The following is a 22,915-nucleotide window of genomic DNA, read 5'->3' on the forward strand; positions in this document are numbered from 1 at the left end:
CCGTTAGCCCTCCGGCGGGTAGGAGTCGGGGCCGTGGCTGTCCTTGTCCCGGATCTGGCCGTTCGGGCGGTGGATCACCAGCTCTGACTCCTGGTTGCGTGCAATCTCGCGCGCAGCATCGATGGCCTGCTGCTGAGTGTCGTGCAGTGAGGTGGCGCGCTGATTGCCAGCGCCCTTGACCGCCCAGCCGTCTTGGTGGGGAACAACATGTTGGTTCTTGCCTGCCATTTCACAGCTCCTTGATCAGGTTAAACAGCACTTTTGGTGTCTCTAGTTGCAGTTGCCTCGGGAAAAGCGATGGCGCACAATCTGTTGCTCGTCCAGACAACACTCTTGGCGAGAGGCACTCAAGCCCGAACGGCCGGGAGTGTTGTCTGGATGGACAACACCCTATCAGGGTCAAAACCGAGATGCAAGTCTCATTTATGAAGTCCCCCAAGGGCGGGGGAAGGTTGTAAGCGCCCTTCGAAGACCAGGAGTAAGCAATGCCGCAAACAGGCTTAGGCCTTGCCTTAAAAACCCTACGTGAGCGAACGACCATGTCTTTGCGCCGGCTAGGCGAGCTTTCGTCAATCGATCACGCGTATGTGCATCGGTTGGAGACCGGTGAGAAGACCAGTCCGTCCCCCGATCTTGTAGACAAGCTGTTGAGCGTGCTCAAACCTGAGGAGCGGGATGGAGCCATGGTGTCGTGGCTTGTGGATCATCCTGATGCGGACCCCAAGCTCGTTGAATTTGTGCTAAAAGACCCAACAATCAGTGTCGAAGTATTCTCAGCAGCAGCGGGCATGAGACACAGGGGCACAGCTAGGCCAGATCCGGCTCTGCTGATATCCAGAGTTCAAAGAGCATTTCAGGACGACGACGAGGACGAGTAGCCATGGATGAGGTTGCTGTTAGGCAGAAAGCGAGATCATTCATTGCTCGGATTGATCTGACGACGATTCGCGATGATCTGTCTCCTTACCTGACGGCGGCCAACGCCAAGCTACGAACCGAAGAGCTTGGCGTTGGTGAGTCTGGCTTCACGGTCACAAAGGCTAGCGGTCGAAGCATCGTGACTGTAAACAGCCAGGAGACCAGAGAGCGGCAACGCTTCACGATCTGCCATGAAGTTGCCCACATCGTCCTTGGGTTGCCTTCATCGCATGAAGAGGTTCCTGCCTGGTCCTATGCCAAGCGGCACATCAACGAAATTGCCTGTGACACGTTCGCGTCCGAGCTCTTGATGCCATACCAGCTCTGGCTTGCACGCGTCCCCAAAGAAGAGCCATCGATTGACGTTGTTCAAGAGATGGCTGAGTACTTTGGCACGTCATTCCCAGCCGCAGCATCTCGCTACGCGAGCCTCAGCGAGCGGCCCTGCGCGTTTGTGACGATGGAGCGCGGAGGTGTCAGATACGCGGCGCGATCGACGCCGCTGAGGCAGGTCGGCGCGTGGATTTCGCCTAGATCAACCATCCCATCAGGTTCGGTAGCCCATAGGCTCCGAGGGGCAGGAAAGAGCGCGTCAGAGTCCGGCGATGTCTCCCAAGATATCTGGTTCGACAACTGGGAGAGGGGCCTGGAACTGACGGAAATCAGTCGCCATTTCGCGGGCTCGGACACCACGACCTCACTTCTATGGTTCGACGCTGATGAACTTCCGACCAGAGAGGTTGATCGTTTTGGGGCGCGGGTCGATGAGGAAGAGGCGCTCTCAGAGCTCACCGGTGAGCTGTCATGGTCCAAGCTAGATCGTCGTCGCTGATCAGGTTTCAATAAAGAGAAGCCAGAACTACTTACGCCAATCCTATCGGCTTAACAATAACGAACACTGCACGTCAGTGGACTCAATTGTGGAGCTGGAACGCAGCTATCGCGCTCTGGTCGGCGCAAGTGAACTCTTCGCGGTAGTTCAAGATTGTTTAATGAATAGATCCACTTAATTTCAACGGAAATGCAATGTCTGATGTGCTCCATAAGTGTGTCCTGACGATTCGTCGTCACTTAACGAGGCTGACAGCCTGGTCGATCGCAAGGCACATCAAGCTGATCCGGAGAATTGCCTACAGACAGGGTGAAAGAGAAGGTCTGAAGGCGGGCTGGTTGGCCGGGAAAGAAGAGGGATTCAATGAAGGTCGGCTTGTCTACGAAGTGGTTGAGGCTCTTCCTTTAGAGCCAAAACCCGTTGATCAGGGCCTATATGGGCCGGCACGATTAGGTGACTCGGCAACAGCGGCCCGGATGCGACAAGACGTAGCAGCCAAGGTGAGGGCAGGCCTCATCAAATCGCCGACTGATGAGCAATGGGAGATGATTCTTACGGATCATCCTGCAACCTGCGTGTCAGCTGGCGCTGGGTCTGGGAAGTCAACAACGTTGGTCCTGCGTGTCATTTACATGCTGGAATATCTTAAAATCCCAGATCAAGAGCTTACCGTGATTTCCTTCACGGTTAACTCGTGCGCGGAGTTGCGGAAGAAGTTGATCGAAACCCTCGGCCTTTGGCGTGCCGGAGTGAGTAGTGCTGATTGGCAGCGGTGGGCTAAGGACCGGGTTCGTACCTTTCATTCCTTGCTCTACCACATGGCAAAGAGCGAGCTGCCAGGCAGATCGTTCTTCGAGCTATTGAAGAAGACCGAATCGGATAAATTATCCGAAAGTGATTCTGGTGGCGACATCGACAACCCAGCAAGCGGCATGAGGCTTGGCGAGGTGCAGGTCTCATTTCTAGCGGAGGCATATCGTACTTTATTTCGATCAGATGAGACGTTTCGCAATTCCGTGATCGAAATCCTGAAGGTCGAGCTTTGCACTAAGGCAAAAAAGTCCGCTGAGGTGATCAAGCCCGGCCTAGTCTATTACTCAGGTCTTAGGGACCTTGAAGTGGTAGAGAAGTGCAGCGATTCTTGGCGTGGCAGTGGCTGGCCGTTTGATGGCATCGTGGACGAGCCGGTTGAACTTGCGACGGTTGAAGGCGGACATAAGTTTTATGCCAATGGCTACCACCGGGATACGCTGCTTCCTATCGTATTGGGTTTCGCGCCGAGCCTTAGCCAAACGCAGAAGGAGGCACAAGTAGGGTCGGGTAAGGGGGCTATTGGCTTCGCAGCAGCTCTCGCCAGCCGGAACCGAATTCTTGCGAATTATGCTGCGCGTGAATACATCCACATAAAAGATGCGGCTGGTGTTGCTGCTTATCAGGGCTGGGCAGAGTACGCGGCAGGTTCGGTAGAGATTTCGCCAAATTCTAATGTACCGATGTTCAAGGTCAAGCTCCAGGGCGAAAAGACGTCTTCGATGATTTACGAGGCTCTCTTTGCTCAAGGATCATTTATTGAGACGCTTGGGTGGGAGGTGACCGACTTGCTCGATAAGCTGCCCTCCCGCCAACATATAGATACCACGGCGAACTTCTATCATGCTCTTGGGCGGTTCTGGCCGCACCTCAATAGTCACTTGGGGAAAAGCAAAGTTCATACGTTTAATCGTGCGTTCTTAGCGCTTACCCGCACATCTGGGAAGGGAGGGTGGTCTCCGCAGAGCCCGTCTGCGATGCGACATCTTCTAGTGGACGAGTTCCAAGACATCTCGCCTCTTATCGTTGCTTGGCTTAAGGAAGCTCAAAGAAGCTTGCTTGTAAGGGATCAGGTCAAGGGCGTTAGCATCATGGCCATTGGAGATGATTGGCAATCAATCTATGGTTGGCGAGGAAGCGCGCCACAGCTCTTCATTGACTTTGACAAACACTTCCCAGTTCATGGTGATTTGGGTTCGACAAAGCAGCTATTGTTCAAAACGAACTTTCGTTCAGTGGACTTGATTGTTTCAGATGCAGCACGCTTGCTGGGGCGGGTGGAAAAGAAGGTTGAGAAAGATAGCGTGGCAGTGTTGCAGGCACAGCTCGGAGATCACGGCGTGAAGCTCTCTACCTACGGGGACCCTAAGAAATCGATGAGCGTCGAGGAGTCTGCAAAGAGGCTCTTGCCTTTTATCAACGCTGAATACAATGCGGCTGCCTCTGCGAAGGGCGCTAAGCCTGAGTTGCTTATCGTCATGACCCGGCGCGGAAATCTCCGAAATGTCCTGGCAAAGGAGTTGCCCGCAAAGAAGTTTGTAGGACTGAAGGTCTGCACTTACCACCAAGCCAAGGGCTTAGAAGCCGACACTGCGATCCTCATTGAAGACTGTGTGGTGGAAGAGTCGCACACGTTGCGGAACATGTTGTATGCAGCAAGTGGGATGTATGGCGGCTACACCTATGACGCAGCTTCAAGAGATGAGGCAATGCGCTTGGCGTACGTCGGCGTAACACGAGGTAGGCGAAAGGTCTTCTGGAAGGTTCCAACGCTTCTGCCCGATGGGGCTGCGGCTACTTATAAGCTGAACTAGTCATTTGCAACCGATGAAGACTCCGAAGCTGAGCGGCTTCGTCTATGTCCCAAAGGAAGTTTAAAGTGACGCAGGGATTAAGATCGAGCACATGTTCGAGCCACCGCCGTATCTCTGCTAGATCTATAGATGTGTCTAGGGGCACGCCTTCATGCCAATTGTCTTGAAGCCTCTCTACAGCAGCGCGGATCGAGTATCTGATGTATTTACGGTACATCCATTTATGCGATTTAAGGGTGGGGCGCTGAAGGCCAATCATGTGGGGATACATGCTATGAAGCCAGCGGGCTAGGTGATGCTGCCGCGCAGGAGATGACCAGAATGCCTCGGCTGCGGCTAAGGTGTGCCCGGGGTTTCTCGCGGACACGATACTGAGGGCAAGAAGGCTGCCCTGCTCCGAGAGAGATAGGGATCGATCGTCTATCCATTGACGTTCGTGCTGCCTGCTGCGAAGAGCAGTGAAAGAGGCGAGATTGAACATGGCTTTGCTTGTTGAGTTTGACTGAAGCTAAGCCAACGGATCTTGCTGTCAATAGATATTGAGTATCGAGTGCCGTCTTGCAGTTAGAGAGTGCGTTGAGGGTGTGTCAATCGAGCGCATGTGGATTGCGGTGCTTTGCATTTTCCCTGTCTACTCATCAGTCCTGGTCAGATTTTCGCAGTTGATCGGTCACGCAAATTAATCCCTCTTTAGGCAACGAAAGTGCTTAGAAATAGCGTATTTCAAGCTATTGCGCTTCCTGAATCTTGAGTCATAACCAATGGACCAAGACAGAGGAAGCTTCATGACTATCGAACACACGCGCATCAAAACGTACAGCCGAGCTAGGGGCCATTCCGCCCTCGCCGCCGCCGCCTACCGAGGCGGATTTTTGCTCATTGACCCCAAATCGGGTCTCAAGCATGACTACCGAGGGCGAGGTGGGATCATTCAGGCGTGCTGCTTGGCACCGCCAGGTTCGCCTGCTTGGGTTAATGACCCGCAACGCCTCTGGGCGGCGGCTGAAGCGGCAGAGCGTCGCCGGAACAGCACCGTCTGCCGCGACTTCACCATTGCCTTGCCGCACGAGCTCGATGACCGCGAGCGTTGGGACCTTGTTCTCGACATTTCGCATGCACTGATCGAGAGATACGGCTTTGCGCTACAAGCGAGCCATCACCGGCCAACCAAGGACGATCCTCGCTACTTCTACGCCCACGTTCTGGTGACGACGAGGCGCATGGAAGCCTCTGGGCTGGCAGCCAAGACGCGCGTCCTAGACGGAAGAATCAACGGTTATGGTGAGGTGCTCTGGATTCGAGCAATGATCTCTGGACGCATAAATGCGCATCTCGGTCTAGGCGAGCCCCAGATTGAGCCCAATCCCGAGAGCCTGGCCAAGCGCCTCAAATTGCGTCGTGGAGAGAGCAATCTTGGCGACGGGCACGCGGGCTTTGAGCAACTCCTGGATCGCTATCGCAAGGAAGGCAAGCTTCTGCCCGTCCCAGCTGGCCATACGGCTGAGCGGGCGCGGGGCGAACAATCCAGGGCGTTTCCTGCGGTTGCCGGCACTGCTGCTCACGCGATCCCGTACAGCCCTGCCGCTCTACCGGTCGGTTTAGACATCAATGAAGGTAAGGGCGGCGAAGCTCAGTCAACAGGTCTGGCAGAGCCACCGCGCCCTCAAGATAGGCATTGAGGGCATTAGCCATATGCTGGTCTACGCCGAAGCCAGCAGCCTGCTGATCAGCAATCCAGGCTTCTACGTGATCGTGGCGCCGTTGAGCTTCCTGTTCGTCCAGGAGCGCCGGTGAGCGGGGCAAGTCTTGTTTCATGCGAAGAATCCGAGTTGTGGCTTGCTCTGATTCCTAGCACAAAGGCTTCTGCCGTCAAGTCCTGCTAGTCGCGATGGCGAACTTGCTACAGCGTCGCTCCATCATTGATTGCTTGGTTCAAGAGCTCATACCAGCGGTTCATGTCACTCTCCCGGTAGAACTTGATCGTCCACACGGGGTGATCAGCATCGCGAACGCTAAGCGTCAGCGTGCCTTGGCGCTTGGAGTTGTGCCAGTGCTTTTCCCACGTGCGGACATCGCTCAGCGTGTAGATCTTCGTTGCCCGAGTCGTGCGGAGCTTGATCCGGGAGCGGGCCATAGACAGCGCCAAGGCGCTATTGCTATAGAGGTAGGATTGGTCGAACTCCGCCGCGAACGCTGCTTGGTCACTGCGCGACCTGAGAGTCCTGACCACACCGACCGCGACAAGTGCGCCAGCGCCCAGGACGAGCAAAAGGAAGAATGTGCCGACAGTCATTTGAGCTCCTCGGATGCAAGGGGGCGGTTAAGGGATGAGCGGACTACTGGACCCGGCCAGTGATCTTCCAGGTGTCACCAATTTCGGTGAAGGTGTAGACGCCATCCATCTGGTTCCCAAAGTCGCGATCCATCGCCATCACCTGGCTCGAAACGGCGCAGTTGTAGCTCGGGGTGCCCTCGGCTTTCGCGCATTTTCCGCTCTCAAACTTCCTGATCTTGGCTTTGTCGTTGCTGTTGTCTTTAACGTATTGCAAGAAAGCGTTCTGCCGTTCGTCTTGAGACGGGCCGCTTCCAGAGCAAGCGACAAGGCAGGCGGTCAACACGCCAACGACGGCCACACGGAGCTTCAACATGACGGGTCCTTTCAGTGCGATGGGGCTATGCCAGAGCCCTGGGGTTGCGGCCAGGCCAAGAATACGATAAACGTAGTATACGGGCAACGTAATTTACGACGAACGTAGCTTACGTTCATCCTTGAGAGCATGAATGCTCCCAACGCCCCCAGTGTCCGTGTCGTCTTCGCCGCTCGCTTGAAGGAGCGGCGGCAAGCTAGCGGGCTCAGTCAAAAGGCCTTAGGAGTGGCGATGGGACTGCCAGAAGATGTGGCCGGGGTTCGGATCAACAGATACGAACGCGCGGTACACGATTGCGACAGCGATACCGCCCAGAAGCTTGCGAAGGCGCTTGGGGTGTCTGTGGCATATCTCTACGCTGAGACCGATGAACTCGCCGAGTTGATTCAAGAGTTCACTCGCCTGCCCGTGTCGGAGCAGCGGGCGATCGTGCAGGAGCTAAAGAAACGATCTGCCAAGCGCTGACGCGACAAGTGACACCGTCAGACACCTAGTGGCGAGCTGCCTCGCGCGCGTGCGGGCTTAGATCGATATGCCTGGCAGGCAAAAAATGGCCGGCGTCAAGTTTAATTTGCAAAGGGCGATACGCCATAAGCTCATACAGGACAAGAACTTAGAGCGCTTCTCGCGTCCATTGCTTGCTACCCATTTGCGACCTGGGAGCCACATAGGAGCAAGGCCATCGCGGGTCTGGGCGTGTCTGGGCGTGCCTGGTGGGGGCCATTCGTCGAGCACATCGTGCCACGGACGGCTACGCTACGGCACAGCACGCCCAAGCGCGACATCAATTTCCGATGTGAAGAATCCGACGATCAATCACTCACATCTGACGCAGTCAAAAGCACTTTGAGTGAATCGTGCAAAAGATCGTTCCGGATATCCAAATGTGGCTGCATCACCGCCTCGAACCATTCATGGAATGTAGCCAGCCGCCGCGAACGCTGGCGGCGGTGAGGGTAGAGCAAGGACACTGGCATCGGGGCAGCGCGGCAAGTCGGCATGACCTCCACCAGTTGGCCTGAGTCGAGCAGGTGCTGGACGTCGAAGCGTGGGATCTGGATCAGCCCCAGCCCAGCGAGGCAACAAGCAATGTAGCTTTCGGCATTGTTCACGATTACCCGGCTGGGCACGTCGAGCAATTGCTCGCTGCCGTTGCTGGATAGATATTCCCATGGCAATTCCCGGCCCGACTTCGGTGATGCATACCCCACGGTCCAATGTCCATCAGGCAGCTCGGCTAGTTGCTGTGGCTCTCCATGTTCGCTCAGATAGGCTGGGCTCGCGCAATTGATCAAGGCGATGTTACCCAGTGGCCGCACCACGAGACTACTGTCGTGCAGTGCGCCAATGCGTATGGCGCAGTCCACCCCTTCCTGCACCAAGTCAATCGCACGGTCGGTTGAACCAAGAATCAGCTGAAGCCGGGGATGACGACGCAGCAAGCCAGGGAGCGCCGGGGCAATGACACGACGAGCGATACGGCTGGGCGCATCGATGATGAGTCGGCCGGAGACTTGGCGCTGGCTGGCTTGGAATAGTTGGTTGATTTCCTCGACTTCGGCCAGCAGTGGGCGCACGCGATCGAGCAACTGCTCCCCGTCGGGCGTCAGCCGCACTTGCCGTGTCGTCCGGTGCAGCAGACGCACGGATAGTTGCGTCTCCAGTTGCTGGATGGCCGCAGACACCGAGGCGCGTGGAACCTCCAACGCATGAGCCGCCTTGATGAAACTGCCCATCTCAGCCACCTGGGCGAATACGCGGTACTGGTCGAATCTATCCATGCATCTTGCCCTGTCGATGATCCGGAAGTCAGCCTGCAAAGCCTCCCTGATCCAAGAAGTCCTGCTCTGCGTCGGTCGTACGCCTTCCCAGCAACCAATTACGATGCGGAAAACGGCCAAAACGCTCAATGATGGCCGCGTGTCCCAGCGCATGATCGACCCAAGGATGGCCCAATGCCCGGTTCAGTTCCACGGAGAGGCGCTGGTCGTCCAGGTCCTCCGAATGCGCGAACGGCAAGTAGAAGAATAGTCGCAATTCCGGTCGTACCCTGCTGTCCAGATCTGCGTCAAGCGCCCAGCGTGCGATACGCCGTGCGTGTGCATCGGTCACATACATGCGGGCAGTGCCCCGGAAGGCATTGCGCGGAAATTGATCCAGCAGAACCAGCAGCGCCAAGGCTCCCTCGGACGTGCCCGCCCATTCATCATGTTCGCACCGCGCCGCCGAAAGATAGAGGTCGAAAAAGCGCTCGTGAAAGCGCCGGTCAAAATTGGGATCGTGGCTGAACCAATCCGCCTGGGCCGCCCGCCAGAAACGCACAACTTCTGCAGCATCCTCTGCAACGCTACGCGCTCGCGCAAGGGCATGCACCCGCGCCCGCTTGTATCCCAACGCGCCGCTCACTGCGCGACTTTTCTGCGGCGCGCCCGAAGCAGACGCCCCTCCCAGAAGCTCACTACCAGTACGACTACGGTTGTGAGCCAACCGATAACCAGCAAATCTGCGGCAAAGGCCACCGGCACGAGTGCCAGCAGCATCAGAACTCCGGCCAGGTGCGATACCGGCAATGCGCCATAGACGACTCGCTTATAAATGGCGCTGCCCAACAGATAGATCGCCGGCCCTGCGAGCAGGACGGCGACCTGAGCTGTGGCCGGATATGCATGGGGATGGGCCAGCACCAGATCGTTACCGACTGCGGAAGCGACGACGCCTACGATCAGGATGGCGTGGATGTAGTGAAAGTACGCGCCGATGCGGCCCGGATCGTCCGAACGCGTGATGGCTGCGGTTGCGTCTTTGCTCGACGTACCGAAGTACAGCCACCACATGGCCAAGGTGCCGACGAAGGTTGCCAGCAGCGCCAGCACCACCGGCACATCCCAGTTGGCAGCATCAGCGAGTGTTGCGCCGCTGGCGAGGACCGTTTCGCCCAAGGCCACGATCACGAAAAGCTGGCAGCGCTCGGCCAAGTGGCCGCCTTCGATCGTCCATTCCTGCGTGCGGGAGCGCCCCATCCCCGGCAAGGCAAAGCCGAACATCGGGGAAACGTACTCGCAAAGAACGGCGACCAGCCACAGCAACGCACGCATCTCATGCTGCGCCAGGGCCCCGGCGATCCAGAATACCGCCGAGATCGATACCCAGCCAAGCATGCGGCGGTAGTTTGGCGCTAGCGGATGCCTGGCGGGCAGTTGCAGCGCGATGAAAGCCGTTCGCCCGACCTGCATCCCCACATAAGCGCCTGCGAACATCAGTCCGCGGTCGGAAAATGCCATCGGAATGCTGGCCGCCATGACCAGCCCAAGCAGCATAGTCGCGAACATCATGCCCCGGATGCGGGGCGTTTCAGGGTCGAACCAGTTGGTAACCCAGCAGGTATATTGCCAACCCAGCCAGACTGCGAACCACAGGATCAGCGTCTCAACCACACCGTTGACTGTGAGGTTGTGCAGAAGTTCATGGCTGAGCTGAGTCACCGCAAATACGTAGACCAAGTCGAAGAACAACTCTTCGTAGGTCACGCGCGCGTGATGGCTATCGCGATGGCGTAGTAACCGATGTTCCGAACCCGGCCTGCTGGACATGGCTGTCACCTTGTTCTTCACGAATGTGAGAGGCGCCAGATCGCGATGCCGGCAATAGCGGCGGGTACCGCGAAGACCAGCAGCAGGATGGGAAGCTCATCGCGTACGCTGTAGCCTGCGTATGCGACGCCCACCCACATATTGACACCTGCCACCACCAGCCAAGCCGGTACGAAGACCTTGGCTGCGAGCGCCATGCCAGCGACGTTCGCGCCCCAGAGCCAGCCGAACAAGACGAAAACGCCCAGCAAGACCAGCCCCCCGGCCATCACCATCAGTACGTGCATGTTCAATCTCCCGGTGCCTCATTGACTGCGTAACGAACGAAAGAAGGCAAATAGCGGTTGGCCACGTAAAGGCCCTGATGCTCAGGCAAAGACGCTGAGGCTGCTGGCGATGTCCTTGCCGGCATAAGGCGGGAACACATCCAACTCGAAGTCAGGATTACCGATCAGCATCGCCTTGGTATTGCTGAGTGCGTCGAAGCCGGCCTTGCCGTAGTACTTACCCATGCCGCTGTAACCTACGCCGCCAAACGGGAGGGCGTCGATCCAGCAGTGGAGGTTGGTCTGGTTGACGCAGCCTCCACCAAAGGACAGGCTGCCCAGCACATAGTCGATGTTCGCCTGGTTCTTGCTGAAAATGTAGGCGGCGAGCGATTTCGGCTTGCGTTTCATGATGCCCACGATTTCTTTCAGGTCCGAGTAAGGCAGCACCGGCAACACCGGGCCGAAGACCTCCTGCTGCATCGCCGGATCGTCCCAGGCCGACGGGTAGAGCACGGTCGGCTCAACGTACCGGCCGGGCACATCGAAGCGCCCGCCATGCACCACTTTGTCGAGCAGGATGTACGAGGCGACGCGCTGCGCGTCGTGCTCGCTGATCATGCGGGCGAAATCGGGGCTCTGCTGCGGGTCGGTGCCGTACATCTTGACGATGGCAGCCTTCAGTTTGGCGATGAACGCCTCGGCGACGCTTTCGTGCACGTACACATAACCGGGCGCGATGCACCACTGGCCGGAGATCGCGTTGTGCCCCCAGGCGATGCGATCCGCCGCGATGTCGAGGTTGGCGGTCTCATCAACGATGGTCGGGTTCTGGCCGCCCAGTTCCAGGATCACGGGTGTCAGGTTCTCGGCCGCCGCGCGCATCACGATCTTGCCGACCGCCGAACTGCCGGTGAAGAAGATGAAGTCGAAGGGCAGTTCCAGCAGTGCGCTGATCTCCTCGCGCCCGCCGGTGACGATAGCCACGTTTTCCGGCTCGAAGTACTGCGGCACGAACTTCTGGAACAGCGCAGCCGTGGCCGGCGTGGTGTTGGCGGGCTTCAGCACCACCGGGTTGCCCGCCGCCAGTGCCGCGATGGCCGGATCGAGCAGTAGCAGGATGGGCGCGTTGAACGGGCCGATCACCAGCGTGGGGCCGTAGGGCTCTTTCAGGATCAGGCCGCTGTTGCCGGTCGCCTCCAGCCCCTCAGGAATGGCCACCCGCTGTGGCGCCATCAGCTTTTTGAGATTTTCGCGGTAGTACTTGATGTTGCCCAGCGGCACGGTGATTTCGAACAACTGCTCGAACGACGGCTTGCCGAAGTCCTGGTACAGCGCGGCGCAGAATTCCTCCTGGCGCTCGCGCAGCATCCGCTCCAGACGGTCCAGCTGATCGATACGCCACTCGTAAGACTTGGTGGCGTCGGTCAGGAAGATTGCTTTCTGGGCATCCAGGATGCCTTGGAACTTGTTCGCCATTTCGGTGGACCTATTCGTCGAGGGCTTCGAGTACCAGTTCGGCGGTGAGCCCGCTGCTGTACTGCTGCTGCCCGGTAATCAGGCGACCGTCACGAATGGCGAACGGCTCATTCGCGCCCCGGCAGAGGTAGGTGGTGCCCTCGATTCCGGTCGCTTCGCTCTGGATGGTGTAGTCATTGAGCTTCATGCCGAAGGCCTGGTTGACGACTTCTTCTTCGTCGTCGGTGAAGCCGGTCCACTTCTTGCCCTCAGCCAGCAGCTTGCCGTTGGACAGGCGGGTCCAGAGCAGCAGGGAGGAGCCGTGGCAGATCAAGGTGACGATCTTTCCCTTCTCGTAGAAGTCGGCGATCAGTTTGTGCAGCGCCGGATCGTCCTTGAACGTCAGCAGCGGACCTCCGCCACCGGCGACCCAGACCGCGTCGTAGTCGTCCACGTTCACCGCGCGGGTCGACAGAGTGTTCTTCAGCAGCGAGCCAAACTTGGCGTGGTGCACGAAGCCCAGGGTGATCAGGTCGTCGGCATACGCCCCGTTGGGCGTGCGTGGATCGCTGTGCGTGTCGATCATGACCTCGCCGCCCTTCGGGGACGCCAGGTCCACCTGATGCCCGGCTTCCGTGAACATCAGGAAGGCGCGTGTCATTTCTTCGCCGAAGAACCCCACCGGAAAGCCCTTGAGCTGGGCGGTGTTGGAGACGATCGACAGGATGCGGCGCGGCTTGCGTTTGACGCCGATGCGCGTTTCTACTTTCAGGTCTGATGCGGCCATGCTTGTTTCCTCCTCAAGGTCGAATGGTGTATGCACCATACGGAGATCCCGCACGGACATGCCTTCGCTTCGACCCGATCAGTTGATCGGTGACACGATGCCGCCATTGATGTAGCTGGTGGTGCCCGTCATCCAGCGTGCTTCCGGCGACACCAGGAACAGCGCAAGCCCGGTGATGTCGGCGATGTTGCCCAGCCCGCCGTCGATCGACATCGACTTGAGCCAGCCGATGTTCTCGTTGGATTCGGCCGGGTAGAAGAATGAGGTGTCCAGGGGACCTGGCGCAATGCAGTTGACGGTGATCCCGCGCCCACCCAGCTCCTTGGCCAGCGACTTGCTGAAGTGTTCCAGCGGGGCCTTGCTGCCGGCATAGCCCGCATAGGTGGGCGCAAAGGCCGCGACCATGGTGGTGACGAAACTGAGAATGCGGCCCTCGTCCGCGAGCTTTGTCGAGGCCTCCTTCAGCAGGAAGAAGGCGGCCTTGGCATTGACGTTGAACAGCTCGTCGAACTCCGCTTCCTCGAATTCAGCGAGCGGCTTGCGGATGATCTTGCCTGCGGTGTTGATGAGGATGTCGACCTTGCCGAACTTGGCGATCGCGGCATCGAACAAGGCCGTGGCCTGGGCGGGTTTGGTGAGGTCGGCCTGGACGGTCAGCGACTCCTGGCCATGTCCACGTACGGATGCAGCCACTTCTTCGGCCTGTGTCTTCTTGGAAGCCGAGTTGTAGTGGACCACGACGTCGGCGCCTTCCTGCGCCAGCAACTCGGCGAGTGCCTTGCCTACATTGGCCGAGGCGCCCACGACGATCGCTGTCTTGCCAACGAATCGGCGTGCGCCGGTGCTGGTGGCCGACGGAAATGTCTTAAGGACTTCTTGATGCGTGATGGCAACCATTTGGAAACACCTCCCCAGTAGCAACTATTTGATCCCTCACTGGGATTCGCTCGAAGCGGCACCACAGCGGCGAGCCTGGATGCTTACTTGGTGGTGTATCCACCATTGATGAGGATAGTCTGGCCAGTGATCCACCAACCATCGCTCACTAGATGGCGGATAAAGGGCACCACGTCCTCGATGTCAGTCAGGCCGGTCTTGCTGAACGGTGAAAGCGCCGCAGCCGTCTTGTGGTAGGCCACTGCATCGGCACCCTCAGCCGGATAGAAGAATGGCGTGTCCATCGGGCCTGGGCCGACCGCCGTCACCGAAATGCCACGTTCCCCGAACTCCTTGGAGGCCGCACGGGTGTAATGCTCCACCGGCGCCTTGGTGCCAGCGTAGGCCGCATAGAACGGCGTGAAAGCGCCGAGCAGCGACGTTACTACGGTGCAGATCTTGCCGTTGTCGTTGAGGTTCTTTCCGGCTTCCTTGAGAAAGAAGAAGGCGGTCTTGGAATTGACGGCCGTCATCTCGTCGTACTCGGCTTCGCTGATCGCAGCCATGGGCTTCTTGAGCACCTTGCCAACGGTATTGATGGCGATGTCGGGCTTGCCGACGGCAGCGATGGCATCGGCGAACAGTTTTTCGACGGCACCGGCCGTTGTCAGGTCGCCTTGCAGTGCCACCGCTTGCGCACCACTGGCCTGCACTGCGGCGACAGTCGCGTCGGCATCCGACTTGGACGCGGCGCTGTTGTAGTGGATCGCGACGGCCTTGGCGCCCTGCGCAGCCAGATCGCGAGCAATCAGGCCGCCGAGGTTCTTGGCGCCGCCGGCGATGAGAACAACTTTGCCTTGGATGGAGTGGTCTGCCATGGGAAATTACCTTCACGGGTCGATGGAGGATCAAGCTTAGGCTGCTACATCCAATGCGATAAAGCAGCATTGACTGGATGGATAATCCAGAAAAACAGTCCAATCTCTATCCATTGTGCAGCGTGATAACCAACGGAAAGCTACGACTATTGGCGGTCAGGTTGCGCGGTGCCGACCGCTCCGGATTGATGCGTGACTCCAATAGGACACCTCTCCTCCGTGTCTGCAACGGCCACGACGCCCATGGCAACCGCAGCTACTAAATGATGTATGACCTGCCCGAACATGCTTGCCTCGATGCCGTCCTGCAACACCTCCAAGCGCAAGTACCCCCCGCTAGCGATTGCGACGGTGCCAATCGTCGAGGCTCAGAACTCAGGCATCGTAAGTAAGGCGGCGCCCCTTGCCAGAATCCACCCCCCGCTTCCGAGACAGTGTCCGATTCCCTAGAGGACACGCTGGCGAAGACAGACACAGCCGCCTACATGCAAATGCGTATCATTTGTGGTTATGATAAATTCCAAGCAAGAACTGCGGGGAATATCGGGCGGCAGTACCCAAAGCTCCCCGGAAGCAAATTTGTTGGCGACTTACCGGGCGTGAGCCGAGATTTTTTAGAGGGATGTGAACAGCTGAATCGCGGCAAGCAGCATGTATGCCTCCAGCTTGCGCGGCCTAAGACAGAGCTTCGGCTTGCCATTCGTCCTACCCGAGATTCCGAGCACAACCGGGTGTGCTGCTTCACGCGCTGTGCAAATCGAAAATCAAGAACTTTCAAAACACGAGCCTACCCATGCCCGCTCAGCACTTGTCTCAAGTAAAACTCACCCGCAACCTGCTGAACGCCGGTGTCGTCGCCGGCCCGCTTGCCATCTGCACAGGCTTCGCCCAGGCCATGTTACGTGATGGATTTGATCTCCATCGTCACGCCAGCAGTCAACTAGCACTCGGCGAATTCGGCTGGATCCAATCACTGAATTTTGTCTTTGCTGGCGCGCTAACGCTGACCTTCGCAGTCGGCACGCGCCGGGTGTTGAGAGGAACGCCAGGTGGCTTCTGGGCGCCACTCCTTTTGGCTGTGTTCGCGGTTACCCATATACTGGTTGGCCTGTTCCCTACAGATCCCGCGTTCGGGTTCCCCCCCGGCCCGGATACCCCGTTGGGCTTGCCGCCCTATAACCAAGTCAGCCCGCACGGGGTACTGCATGCGGTCTTCGCAAGCATAGGCTTCATTGCGCTGACGACAGCCGCTTTCGTGCTCGCATGGCATTTCGGCAGAAGTAACTGGGTTTGGTTAGTGGCGTCGTTGTGCATCAGTGCGGTCACGATTGGCGTCGGGGTCTACGCCGCCGTTTGGGAGGCGCAACACACCGATCCGGCGGTCCGGGCAACGGCTCAGTTCGACTTCCTTCCGATGTGGGCAAGCTTACCGCTGATATGGAGCTATCTGACAGCACTTGCATGGAAGCTGCGGCAATTCAGTGCAGGGCGGGATGAAGCCCTCAACTGAGGAAAAAGGCTTCGTATGAATTTTGGACTCCCCAGCCCTCTCCATCTTCTGGCTGGACAGCGCCTTTTGAGAAGCCGGCCTGGTCCCGATCTCGGAAGAAATAGACGCAAACTGATCCGCATGATGAATTGCATATTCCAGAAGTTCGATGACCTGCTGGGGCCGTTCGCGGGATGCATAGGCAACAAATGCCACCAAGTAGAAGCACGCGGTCAGCATGACTGGTGCCCACAGGAAGATATTGCTGCCTTCCTTGAGCAATGTGGAGGCGGAAATCGATGCTGCAGCCAGCGCAGGGAAAAGACCCAACTTGCGCAGATCGCCCGCGGCGACGGAGATACGCCCGTCAAAAGAAGACCAGCGATGGCGATACTGCAGCAGACCATAGGCTAGTGCTGCTTTGTCGAACGCCCACAGTTTGTTGAGTACATCGGCGTCTTCCTGGAGATCGCGCTCCAACGCGGCCAGCATAGCGGCGAAGGGCTTTTTCCGATGTCGCCAGAGGATGGGGGCCAAGCCAATGGTGATCGTAGCCAAGTAAGTGATTGCGAGCGAAAGGTGAAGCACATAGACGCCAAGCAGGATGCTTCGAAACCCCGCAGTTGGTGTCCCGTACCGCTCCCAGACGATCAATCCAAGAAAGATCGCGATAGCCCCAAGAAGCCCTCGCATGGACCATCGCTCCAGACGTTGCGCCATCTTCCCGGGCGTGAACGCACTAATCCTCGTCCTAGGGCGGGTCATATCCTCGAGCAGCTTAAATAGCGCAGTGAGCGTCTGGGATTCGAGCATTCATGTTTTCGCCAATAGGTTTGAGGACAAGGTTCTTCTCGTTTGACAACGGCAGATCCCCAAACTTCTTTAGCGTGCGCAGTCTGCGAAGTGCGACCGACTATTCTGGAGTACAGGGCATCAGACCAAGGTAGCGTCCGCGTCGTTGGCCGACGATCCCCCATGACGTCGGCGGCCGAGCGCTCAGATCTAGCTTTGAGCACTCGCCTTTTCACGTGGTCGGCGCTGGATAGTGCTATCGCCTATCCAGGCGCCTTATCTAGAGCCGGGCACCTGTCCGCGAACCTAGTGACATGTGAGCTCAATCGAGACGTATTGACCCGCGCAAGCGCGCGTTGATCCGATCCACCAGCCACAGGAGACTTCCGCGTACTATGCCGTGAAGTCGGGCTTGATGGCTCCGGTAGAGCAAGATGTGACTCATCTGCGCCAAGCGCCCGCGCAACGTCGCGCCCTTGAGTAGACCGAACTTTCCCAGCGAGGCGTACGCATCGTATTCGCCCAGCGACACCAAAGCGCCGAGATCTCGGTGCACGAAATCCGGTGGTGATGAACCACGTTCGATCACGCGGGGCAAATTGCGGATGAGGTACTGGGCATGTTGGTGAGCCACCTGCGCGGTCGGAGGCAGAGGGCGTTCGCTGCCGGGCAACGTCAAGCTTGAGCAGTCCCCCACGGCATAGATCCTTGGGTCCAACGTCGTCTGCAGTGTGGGTCGCACCAGGAGTTGGTTAACAGCGTTGACTTCCAAACCCGCAAGGTCAGCCAAGAGGCCTGGCGCTTTCACCCCAGCCGCCCAAATCTTCAACGATGCTTCCAACCTACTCCCATCTCCCAGCACGAAGCCATCGGCATCTACCGCACCGACCCGAGTATCCGTGCGTACTCGTACGCCCAATTGCTCTAGCCGGTTGCGAGTGGAGTCCGAGATGTCCTTGGGAAAGGCCGCCAATAGCCGTGGACCACTCTCAATCAAGCTGATCGAAATGCGCGACACAAGGTCATGGGCGCCATAGGAGGCCGCCGTCTCTGCCAACTGCACGAGTTCAGCAGCCAGTTCGACACCGGTCGCACCTCCGCCGACGATTCCGATAGACAACTGTGCATCCTGAGCCACGCACTGAAGGATCCGCAGCCGGACCTCCTTGTTGAATGCATCGGCCTGTTCACGTGAGTCGATACGGTAGCAGTGGTCTGCGGCGCCGCGAGTCCTGAAATCGTTGGTCTGGCTGCCAACGGCAATAACCAGTGTGTCGTACTCCAACGTGCGCTCGGGAATAAGCAACCGTCCGTCGTCGGCATACACCGCAGCAATCTGCAGCTCACGTCGTTCGCGATGCAGCCCGCCAAGTTCGCCAGGCTGGTAGACAAATCCAGCATCTCTGGCTTGCGCCAGATAGGGCGTCTGTTGCTGCGACACGTCGCGGGTGCCGGCAGCGATCATGTGCAACATTGGCTTCCAGACGTGGGCCGAGTCCCGATCGACCAGTGTGATGGTGGGCGCGCGGGAGCGGCGCCAGCGTCGCGCCAACGTGCTGGCGATCTCCAGTCCCGCGACGCCGCCTCCGACGATGACGAGCCGATGTGTTACCCGATGGTCGGTCATGGCCGGACCCCGGAGAATGTTGGAACGCGGCCCAGCCCAGAGGTGGCAGTGTGCCGCAAGTGCGTCCCGTTGCCGCGCCATCGCGACGGTGCAGCTATGCCTGGCACCACGCGAGGCAAATGCGCCGCGGCCGTAGACCTCAAACGTTCCGAGGCTGCGATCGCGCGCCTTGAGCACGCATGTGATGCGTCGAAGGCATTTCCAGGTGGCGTGGAAGTTGGGCCATTAAGTGGCCGATCGAGCATGGCTTGGGGTACATCCGGGCTGAGTTCGCGAGCGCGACGCCGCTGATCGGGATCGGCGCGTTCCCGAAGCCCGATCTCCACGATGTACAGCTTGGGAGGGCTTCCACCAGCAACCATATCGTACGCCGTGAGGTCCGCCGCCAGCGGGAATATGCAAGCGCCGACAGGACCGGCTGCACAGTGACTATCGTCGAGTTTCTGCATCTGCATCCTCACCTTATCGCGGCACGATTTCCGCCGGGGCGGCGCGCGGCACACCAGCGGCCCCCGCCGGGCCAGCGATGGAAGTGACTGGCTGCTGCGCAACCCAGCCAATGACCTGCTCGGCCAGCGCGTCAGAAGCCGCGCTAAACGCGGCGATGACGTCGGCTTCGCGCTTACTGATGACAGTGCGCTCCACTTCAAAACGTCGACTCGCCCCCTTTCCTGGCTGACCGTGGTCGTCCAATCGGAGATCCAACCGTATGGCCACGACAGAGGCGTTGCCGCGTTGCTCGAACTGGAACGCCTGGAGCGTGCCGACTAGGTTCCGCTCCGAGCCAAAGCTCGAGCTGTCCACACGTACGGCTTGCCTTGCGTCGTGGATGAAGGCTTCGGTAAGCCGATCGCGAAGCAATACGGGGGCATTGTCGGCCCAGCGCAGACCTGCCCAGGCGGCCAACCGTCCGTCCGGCTGGGCGATGATGACGCGGTCCGAATCGAGCACCCGGCTGCTGACAGGCGTATGGATAACAAGGACGGGCCGTTGAGGCTGCGCCTGCGCGCTGGGCGCCGTGTACGTCGACCGCGGCAGTGACAACTGATACGTGGCTGCCGGCTCCTGCTTATAGAGCAGACTGCAGCCCGGTAGCGTTGCCAGCAACAGCAGCGCTGCTAGTGCGGCCGGGCGCTTACGGAGGGCGTCATTCATGGTTTGGTTTCCTCGATATTGTCGCCGCCCAGCAAGTAGCCGGCAGGGTTGCGATCCAAGCGGCGTAGGACAGTGTTGAGATTGGATAGAGAGAGTCGCAGTTCGTTCATGGCCGGGCCCGCACTCGCCAAGCCTTGGTCAAGGGAAGCCTCGTTGCGCTGTAATACGGACTCAATTCGTGCTGAGCTGCGCTCCAGCGACGCCATGGCCTCTCGTGTGCTCGCCAGCGCCGGACGCCCTTCCTCATTCAGAATCGATTGAGCGTCACCGATCACCGCATTGGCTTTACGCAATGCGGCGGTTGATTCCTGGCTTGCCTCGGTCAGATTGTTGACCAGAGCGGCGAGCTCGGAGCGCTGTTCAGCAATGGCGCTCGAAGTGCTCTCCAGATTGACCAAGGTTCGATGGATCAGCGCCACATTCTCTGGGGAGAACACGTCATGCGTTCGTCGCAAAATTCCATTGACCGTAGTCATGGTGTTGCCATCGCCGGACACCAGCGAGGCCAGTGCAGAGCGCGGCGCCAGAATCAATGGCTCTTCACCATCTTTCCTGGATAGAAGAGGGACATTCGGGCCACCGTCGCTCAGCTGAATCACGGCGGCACCGGTGATGCCCGTGACGACTAGCTCCGCGCGAGTGTCCTGGCGGATCGCGATCGATGTGTCGACGCGAACGCGTGCGATGGCGCGGCGCGGGTCTTCCGGCAGTAGAGAAAGCGCAACGATCTCGCCCACAGTAATGCCGCTGTATTGCACAGGGCTGCCGATAGACAGACCTATTACCGGTTCGTCAAACATCACCCGGTAGTAATGGAATTCACGATCGGAGCGAACTCCGCCTAGCCACAGCGCGACGCCAAACCCGACTGCGACGAGGAAAAGGACGAAGATGCCAATGGTGATGTGGCGTGCATGGGTTTCCATGTTTCACAGGACCTTATTAGTTAAATTGCGACCGCCCCGCACTGCTTCATGCATTTGCGATGGCGCCCAGACGTCTGGGACAAAGATGTTCATGGGAGGAGGCCTCGTGCAGTAAAAGCGGGTTCGGGTTTCATGCGCATCATTGAATCGACGGCTGTTGATGTGTACGGCGCGCGTGCGCCATGCCAATACGCAAACCAAGCCTGGAACATCAGAATGTTCCACAGGTGGGTATGCCACTTACGTTCACCGCGTAGAAACGCCTCCCACAGTGCCCGGACCTTGACCACGTCCAAGTGGCCGTGCTGACGCAATAGACGTGGGTCCAGAAGCGCCTCGGCCCATTCACGTAATGGACCCGCTAGCCACTTGGCCATTGGGGGGCCAAAGCCACGCTTGGGGCGATACACAAGCTGATCTGGCAAGTAACGTGCGAGTAGGTGTTTGAGAATGCGCTTGTACTCGCCACCACCACACTTCAGGTGGTGGGGCAAGCCCCAAGCCAAACGTGCGACATCCATGTCCAAAAGAGGTGAGCACGTCTGGACGCCGCTGGCGCTCGCGGCTCGGGCGACCTTGACCAAGATGCCCTCCGACAGCACCATGCGGAAATCCAGGAGTTGAATTCGTGCCTCGTCCGACATCCCCACGGCACGCTGATCGAATGCGGTAGGCGGCTCTTTCGCACCTACAACCACACCTGCCGGATCGCGCCAGCGCGAAACACGCTGCAAGTAATGACCTTCGACGCCATCTGCGGTCATTTCCGCCAGTACCGCTCGCCACCCGCCCAAGCGCCCGCGCTCGACATCAAGATGGTTTGCGCTTTGTCGCGCCAGCGCACGCGCCCAGTCGGGGAGCCCGGCACACCAACGTGCGTTGCGCAAGGCGCGGCCGTAACTGGGATGACCAAAGAAGAGCTCGTCACCGCCATCGCCGGTGAAGGCGACCTTCTTGTGCTCTCCAAGCAGTTGACTTGCCAGGAGCGTTGGAATCTGCGAGGAGTCCGCAAATGGCTCGCACCACACTTGCGGAACACGATCGAGAATATCGCGCGCTTGGTTGGCATCGATGCGATGGCTATGATTGTGAGCGCCCAAGTGACGCGCGACCTGCGAAGCCCACTTGCTTTCATCATGGCCGGGATCATCAAACCCGACAGTCCAGGTGTCGACCGGTGTAGACGACTGCTGCTGCATTAGCGCCACTATTAGCGACGAGTCGGTTCCGCCGGACAAAAACGCGCCACACGTCAAGGGCGAGTGCATACGACTGGAGACCGCCTGGCGCAGCGTAGATTCCAAAGATTCAGTGGCATGCTCTAGCGACGGCACAATCGATGATTGTTCTTTCAGCGCCTCCTTCATTTCCTCCTGCGCGGACCAATAGCTTCGGCCGCCCTGTATGGCCTGCATTGACCCACGCGCCGCGTGGTCTCTCATCCCGATACGCAGGAGTGCGCCAGCCATCAACTTATGGATACCAATGTAGATGGTGTGCGGTGCCGGCACATAGTCGTGGCGCAGTAGGAGACAAAGCGCGTCTTGGTCGATCGCCGGCATAAATTCCGGGGAAGCTTGTAACGCCTTTAGTTCCGAACCGAAACGCAAGGTGCTTCCGTGCCACCCATAATACAGAGAGCGCTCGCCCACCGGGTCCCGTGCCAGCCACAACTCACGCTGGTGGTTATCCCACACTGCCAGGGCGAAGGCTCCCTCGCAGCACTCGATCGCCCGTTCTACACCCCAGTGGCTAACGGCTTGAAGCAGTAGCTGCTCGTCACTGCTCCTGCGAGGCACGTCGCCGAGCCAGTCCTTCAGGCGAGCGCGGTTAGATATGCGTCCGTCAAGGCACAGCGTATAGCGTCCACATAGAGATTCCATTGGCTGCCGTGATGCCATTTCGACCGCTCGACAATGGCCCAGGATCAGTCCGGCGTCGGTGTCGGCCCAGTACGCACTGCGGCTTCCAACCTCGTGCTGCAGCGCCCATAGCATCGGCGACACCTGTTGCAAGAGCGCGTCTTCGGCCATGGGCTCGGCCCATAGT

22 protein-coding genes are annotated in these 22,915 nt (G+C 58.7%); 6 read left to right on the forward strand and 16 right to left on the reverse strand.

Features of this window, described 5'->3' with window-relative positions; all coding sequences use genetic code 11:
• Positions 1–3: 3 nt before the first annotated feature.
• Positions 4–228 carry a DUF2188 domain-containing protein gene (locus CLM74_RS06515; RefSeq protein WP_099540008.1) on the reverse strand — a complete coding sequence of 75 codons (225 nt, stop codon included), beginning with the start codon at positions 226–228 and terminating at the stop codon, positions 4–6.
• 311 nt (positions 229–539) lie between these two features.
• Here CLM74_RS06515 and CLM74_RS06520 point away from each other — a divergent pair, with 311 nt between their 5' ends.
• From CLM74_RS06520 to CLM74_RS06540, 4 genes are all read left to right on the forward strand, one after another.
• Entirely contained in the window at positions 540–878 is a 339-nt protein-coding gene (locus tag CLM74_RS06520) for a helix-turn-helix transcriptional regulator (protein WP_234003434.1), read from the forward strand.
• Positions 879–880: 2 nt separating this feature from the next.
• Positions 881–1,750, forward strand: a complete 870-nt coding sequence (locus tag CLM74_RS06525) for an ImmA/IrrE family metallo-endopeptidase (RefSeq protein WP_099540004.1) — start codon at positions 881–883, stop codon at positions 1,748–1,750.
• Positions 1,751–1,944: 194 nt separating this feature from the next.
• Entirely contained in the window at positions 1,945–4,374 is a 2,430-nt protein-coding gene (locus CLM74_RS06530) for a UvrD-helicase domain-containing protein (RefSeq protein ID WP_105163705.1), read from the forward strand.
• 785 nt (positions 4,375–5,159) lie between these two features.
• Entirely contained in the window at positions 5,160–6,053 is an 894-nt protein-coding gene (locus CLM74_RS06540; RefSeq protein ID WP_105164948.1) for a MobA/MobL family protein, read from the forward strand.
• Positions 6,054–6,274: 221 nt separating this feature from the next.
• Here the strand turns inward: CLM74_RS06540 and CLM74_RS06550 are convergent, their stop codons facing one another.
• Together CLM74_RS06550 and CLM74_RS06555 are read right to left on the reverse strand one after the other, a co-directional pair.
• Positions 6,275–6,667, reverse strand: coding sequence for a hypothetical protein (locus CLM74_RS06550; RefSeq protein ID WP_105163707.1), 393 nt, complete (start codon positions 6,665–6,667; stop codon positions 6,275–6,277).
• A gap of 43 nt (positions 6,668–6,710) precedes the next feature.
• A complete protein-coding gene (locus CLM74_RS06555) occupies positions 6,711–7,022 on the reverse strand; it encodes a hypothetical protein (RefSeq protein WP_105163708.1) in 312 nt (103 codons plus the stop codon).
• A 129-nt stretch (positions 7,023–7,151) separates the two neighbouring features.
• Here CLM74_RS06555 and CLM74_RS06560 point away from each other — a divergent pair, with 129 nt between their 5' ends.
• Positions 7,152–7,487 (forward strand): helix-turn-helix transcriptional regulator, encoded by a 336-nt coding sequence (locus CLM74_RS06560; protein ID WP_105163709.1) that lies wholly within the window; start codon positions 7,152–7,154, stop codon positions 7,485–7,487.
• A gap of 347 nt (positions 7,488–7,834) precedes the next feature.
• Here CLM74_RS06560 and CLM74_RS06565 read toward each other — a convergent pair whose 3' ends face one another.
• From CLM74_RS06565 to CLM74_RS06600, 8 genes are all read right to left on the reverse strand, one after another.
• Positions 7,835–8,803, reverse strand: a complete 969-nt coding sequence (locus CLM74_RS06565; RefSeq protein ID WP_105164949.1) for a LysR family transcriptional regulator — start codon at positions 8,801–8,803, stop codon at positions 7,835–7,837.
• A 28-nt stretch (positions 8,804–8,831) separates the two neighbouring features.
• Positions 8,832–9,395, reverse strand: a complete 564-nt coding sequence (locus CLM74_RS06570; RefSeq protein ID WP_105164951.1) for a DUF924 family protein — start codon at positions 9,393–9,395, stop codon at positions 8,832–8,834.
• A 29-nt stretch (positions 9,396–9,424) separates the two neighbouring features.
• Positions 9,425–10,612 (reverse strand): low temperature requirement protein A, encoded by a 1,188-nt coding sequence (locus CLM74_RS06575; RefSeq protein ID WP_105164950.1) that lies wholly within the window; start codon positions 10,610–10,612, stop codon positions 9,425–9,427.
• A gap of 17 nt (positions 10,613–10,629) precedes the next feature.
• On the reverse strand, positions 10,630–10,899 hold the full coding sequence (locus CLM74_RS06580) for a hypothetical protein (RefSeq protein WP_105163710.1): 270 nt from the start codon (positions 10,897–10,899) through the stop codon (positions 10,630–10,632).
• 81 nt (positions 10,900–10,980) lie between these two features.
• Complete coding sequence (locus CLM74_RS06585; protein WP_234003435.1) at positions 10,981–12,249, reverse strand: aldehyde dehydrogenase family protein; 1,269 nt, start codon at positions 12,247–12,249, stop codon at positions 10,981–10,983.
• A 118-nt stretch (positions 12,250–12,367) separates the two neighbouring features.
• On the reverse strand, positions 12,368–13,123 hold the full coding sequence (locus CLM74_RS06590) for a type 1 glutamine amidotransferase domain-containing protein (RefSeq protein WP_105163712.1): 756 nt from the start codon (positions 13,121–13,123) through the stop codon (positions 12,368–12,370).
• 78 nt (positions 13,124–13,201) lie between these two features.
• On the reverse strand, positions 13,202–14,020 hold the full coding sequence (locus CLM74_RS06595) for an SDR family oxidoreductase (protein ID WP_105163713.1): 819 nt from the start codon (positions 14,018–14,020) through the stop codon (positions 13,202–13,204).
• A gap of 83 nt (positions 14,021–14,103) precedes the next feature.
• Positions 14,104–14,877 carry an SDR family oxidoreductase gene (locus CLM74_RS06600; RefSeq protein WP_105163714.1) on the reverse strand — a complete coding sequence of 258 codons (774 nt, stop codon included), beginning with the start codon at positions 14,875–14,877 and terminating at the stop codon, positions 14,104–14,106.
• Positions 14,878–15,670: 793 nt separating this feature from the next.
• On the opposite strand from CLM74_RS06600, the gene CLM74_RS06605 reads away from it, so the two are divergent.
• Positions 15,671–16,387: a DUF998 domain-containing protein gene (locus CLM74_RS06605; RefSeq protein WP_105163715.1), complete on the forward strand. Its 717-nt coding sequence runs from the start codon at positions 15,671–15,673 to the stop codon at positions 16,385–16,387.
• Here CLM74_RS06605 and CLM74_RS21480 read toward each other — a convergent pair.
• The 5 genes from CLM74_RS21480 to asnB form a co-directional block, all read right to left on the reverse strand.
• Positions 16,304–17,179, reverse strand: a complete 876-nt coding sequence (locus CLM74_RS21480) for a hypothetical protein (RefSeq protein WP_158684117.1) — start codon at positions 17,177–17,179, stop codon at positions 16,304–16,306. The two genes, CLM74_RS06605 and CLM74_RS21480, sit on opposite strands and share 84 nt — an antisense overlap.
• Before the next feature lie 301 nt (positions 17,180–17,480).
• Complete coding sequence (locus tag CLM74_RS06610) at positions 17,481–18,962, reverse strand: NAD(P)/FAD-dependent oxidoreductase (protein ID WP_234003436.1); 1,482 nt, start codon at positions 18,960–18,962, stop codon at positions 17,481–17,483.
• Between the two features lie 285 nt (positions 18,963–19,247).
• Positions 19,248–19,940: an ABC-type transport auxiliary lipoprotein family protein gene (locus CLM74_RS06615; RefSeq protein ID WP_105163716.1), complete on the reverse strand. Its 693-nt coding sequence runs from the start codon at positions 19,938–19,940 to the stop codon at positions 19,248–19,250.
• On the reverse strand, positions 19,937–20,866 hold the full coding sequence (locus CLM74_RS06620) for an MlaD family protein (RefSeq protein ID WP_105163717.1): 930 nt from the start codon (positions 20,864–20,866) through the stop codon (positions 19,937–19,939). Before CLM74_RS06620 ends, CLM74_RS06615 begins: the two co-directional genes overlap by 4 nt.
• A gap of 89 nt (positions 20,867–20,955) precedes the next feature.
• Entirely contained in the window at positions 20,956–22,899 is a 1,944-nt protein-coding gene (gene asnB, locus CLM74_RS06625) for an asparagine synthase (glutamine-hydrolyzing) (protein ID WP_234003437.1), read from the reverse strand.
• Between the last annotated feature and the right edge of the window lie 16 nt (positions 22,900–22,915).

It is taken from the genome of Stenotrophomonas sp. MYb57 (assembly GCF_002966815.1).
Classification (GTDB): Bacteria; Pseudomonadota; Gammaproteobacteria; order Xanthomonadales; family Xanthomonadaceae; genus Stenotrophomonas; species Stenotrophomonas indicatrix.

What these genes read in the sequence shown, in the direction of transcription:
- CLM74_RS06515 (WP_099540008.1), bottom strand. Translation starts at nt 228, where the DNA reads ATGGCAGGCAAGAACCAACATGTTGTTCCCCACCAAGACGGCTGGGCG.
- CLM74_RS06520 (WP_234003434.1), top strand. Translation starts at nt 540, where the DNA reads ATGTCTTTGCGCCGGCTAGGCGAGCTTTCGTCAATCGATCACGCGTAT.
- CLM74_RS06525 (WP_099540004.1), top strand. Translation starts at nt 881, where the DNA reads ATGGATGAGGTTGCTGTTAGGCAGAAAGCGAGATCATTCATTGCTCGG.
- CLM74_RS06530 (WP_105163705.1), top strand. Translation starts at nt 1,945, where the DNA reads ATGTCTGATGTGCTCCATAAGTGTGTCCTGACGATTCGTCGTCACTTA.
- CLM74_RS06540 (WP_105164948.1), top strand. Translation starts at nt 5,160, where the DNA reads ATGACTATCGAACACACGCGCATCAAAACGTACAGCCGAGCTAGGGGC.
- CLM74_RS06550 (WP_105163707.1), bottom strand. Translation starts at nt 6,667, where the DNA reads ATGACTGTCGGCACATTCTTCCTTTTGCTCGTCCTGGGCGCTGGCGCA.
- CLM74_RS06555 (WP_105163708.1), bottom strand. Translation starts at nt 7,022, where the DNA reads ATGTTGAAGCTCCGTGTGGCCGTCGTTGGCGTGTTGACCGCCTGCCTT.
- CLM74_RS06560 (WP_105163709.1), top strand. Translation starts at nt 7,152, where the DNA reads ATGAATGCTCCCAACGCCCCCAGTGTCCGTGTCGTCTTCGCCGCTCGC.
- CLM74_RS06565 (WP_105164949.1), bottom strand. Translation starts at nt 8,803, where the DNA reads ATGGATAGATTCGACCAGTACCGCGTATTCGCCCAGGTGGCTGAGATG.
- CLM74_RS06575 (WP_105164950.1), bottom strand. Translation starts at nt 10,612, where the DNA reads ATGTCCAGCAGGCCGGGTTCGGAACATCGGTTACTACGCCATCGCGAT.
- CLM74_RS06580 (WP_105163710.1), bottom strand. Translation starts at nt 10,899, where the DNA reads ATGCACGTACTGATGGTGATGGCCGGGGGGCTGGTCTTGCTGGGCGTT.
- CLM74_RS06585 (WP_234003435.1), bottom strand. Translation starts at nt 12,249, where the DNA reads ATGCTGCGCGAGCGCCAGGAGGAATTCTGCGCCGCGCTGTACCAGGAC.
- CLM74_RS06590 (WP_105163712.1), bottom strand. Translation starts at nt 13,123, where the DNA reads ATGGCCGCATCAGACCTGAAAGTAGAAACGCGCATCGGCGTCAAACGC.
- CLM74_RS06595 (WP_105163713.1), bottom strand. Translation starts at nt 14,020, where the DNA reads ATGGTTGCCATCACGCATCAAGAAGTCCTTAAGACATTTCCGTCGGCC.
- CLM74_RS06600 (WP_105163714.1), bottom strand. Translation starts at nt 14,877, where the DNA reads ATGGCAGACCACTCCATCCAAGGCAAAGTTGTTCTCATCGCCGGCGGC.
- CLM74_RS06605 (WP_105163715.1), top strand. Translation starts at nt 15,671, where the DNA reads ATGCCCGCTCAGCACTTGTCTCAAGTAAAACTCACCCGCAACCTGCTG.
- CLM74_RS21480 (WP_158684117.1), bottom strand. Translation starts at nt 17,179, where the DNA reads ATGCTCGAATCCCAGACGCTCACTGCGCTATTTAAGCTGCTCGAGGAT.
- CLM74_RS06615 (WP_105163716.1), bottom strand. Translation starts at nt 19,940, where the DNA reads ATGAATGACGCCCTCCGTAAGCGCCCGGCCGCACTAGCAGCGCTGCTG.
- CLM74_RS06620 (WP_105163717.1), bottom strand. Translation starts at nt 20,866, where the DNA reads ATGGAAACCCATGCACGCCACATCACCATTGGCATCTTCGTCCTTTTC.
- asnB (WP_234003437.1), bottom strand. Translation starts at nt 22,899, where the DNA reads ATGGCCGAAGACGCGCTCTTGCAACAGGTGTCGCCGATGCTATGGGCG.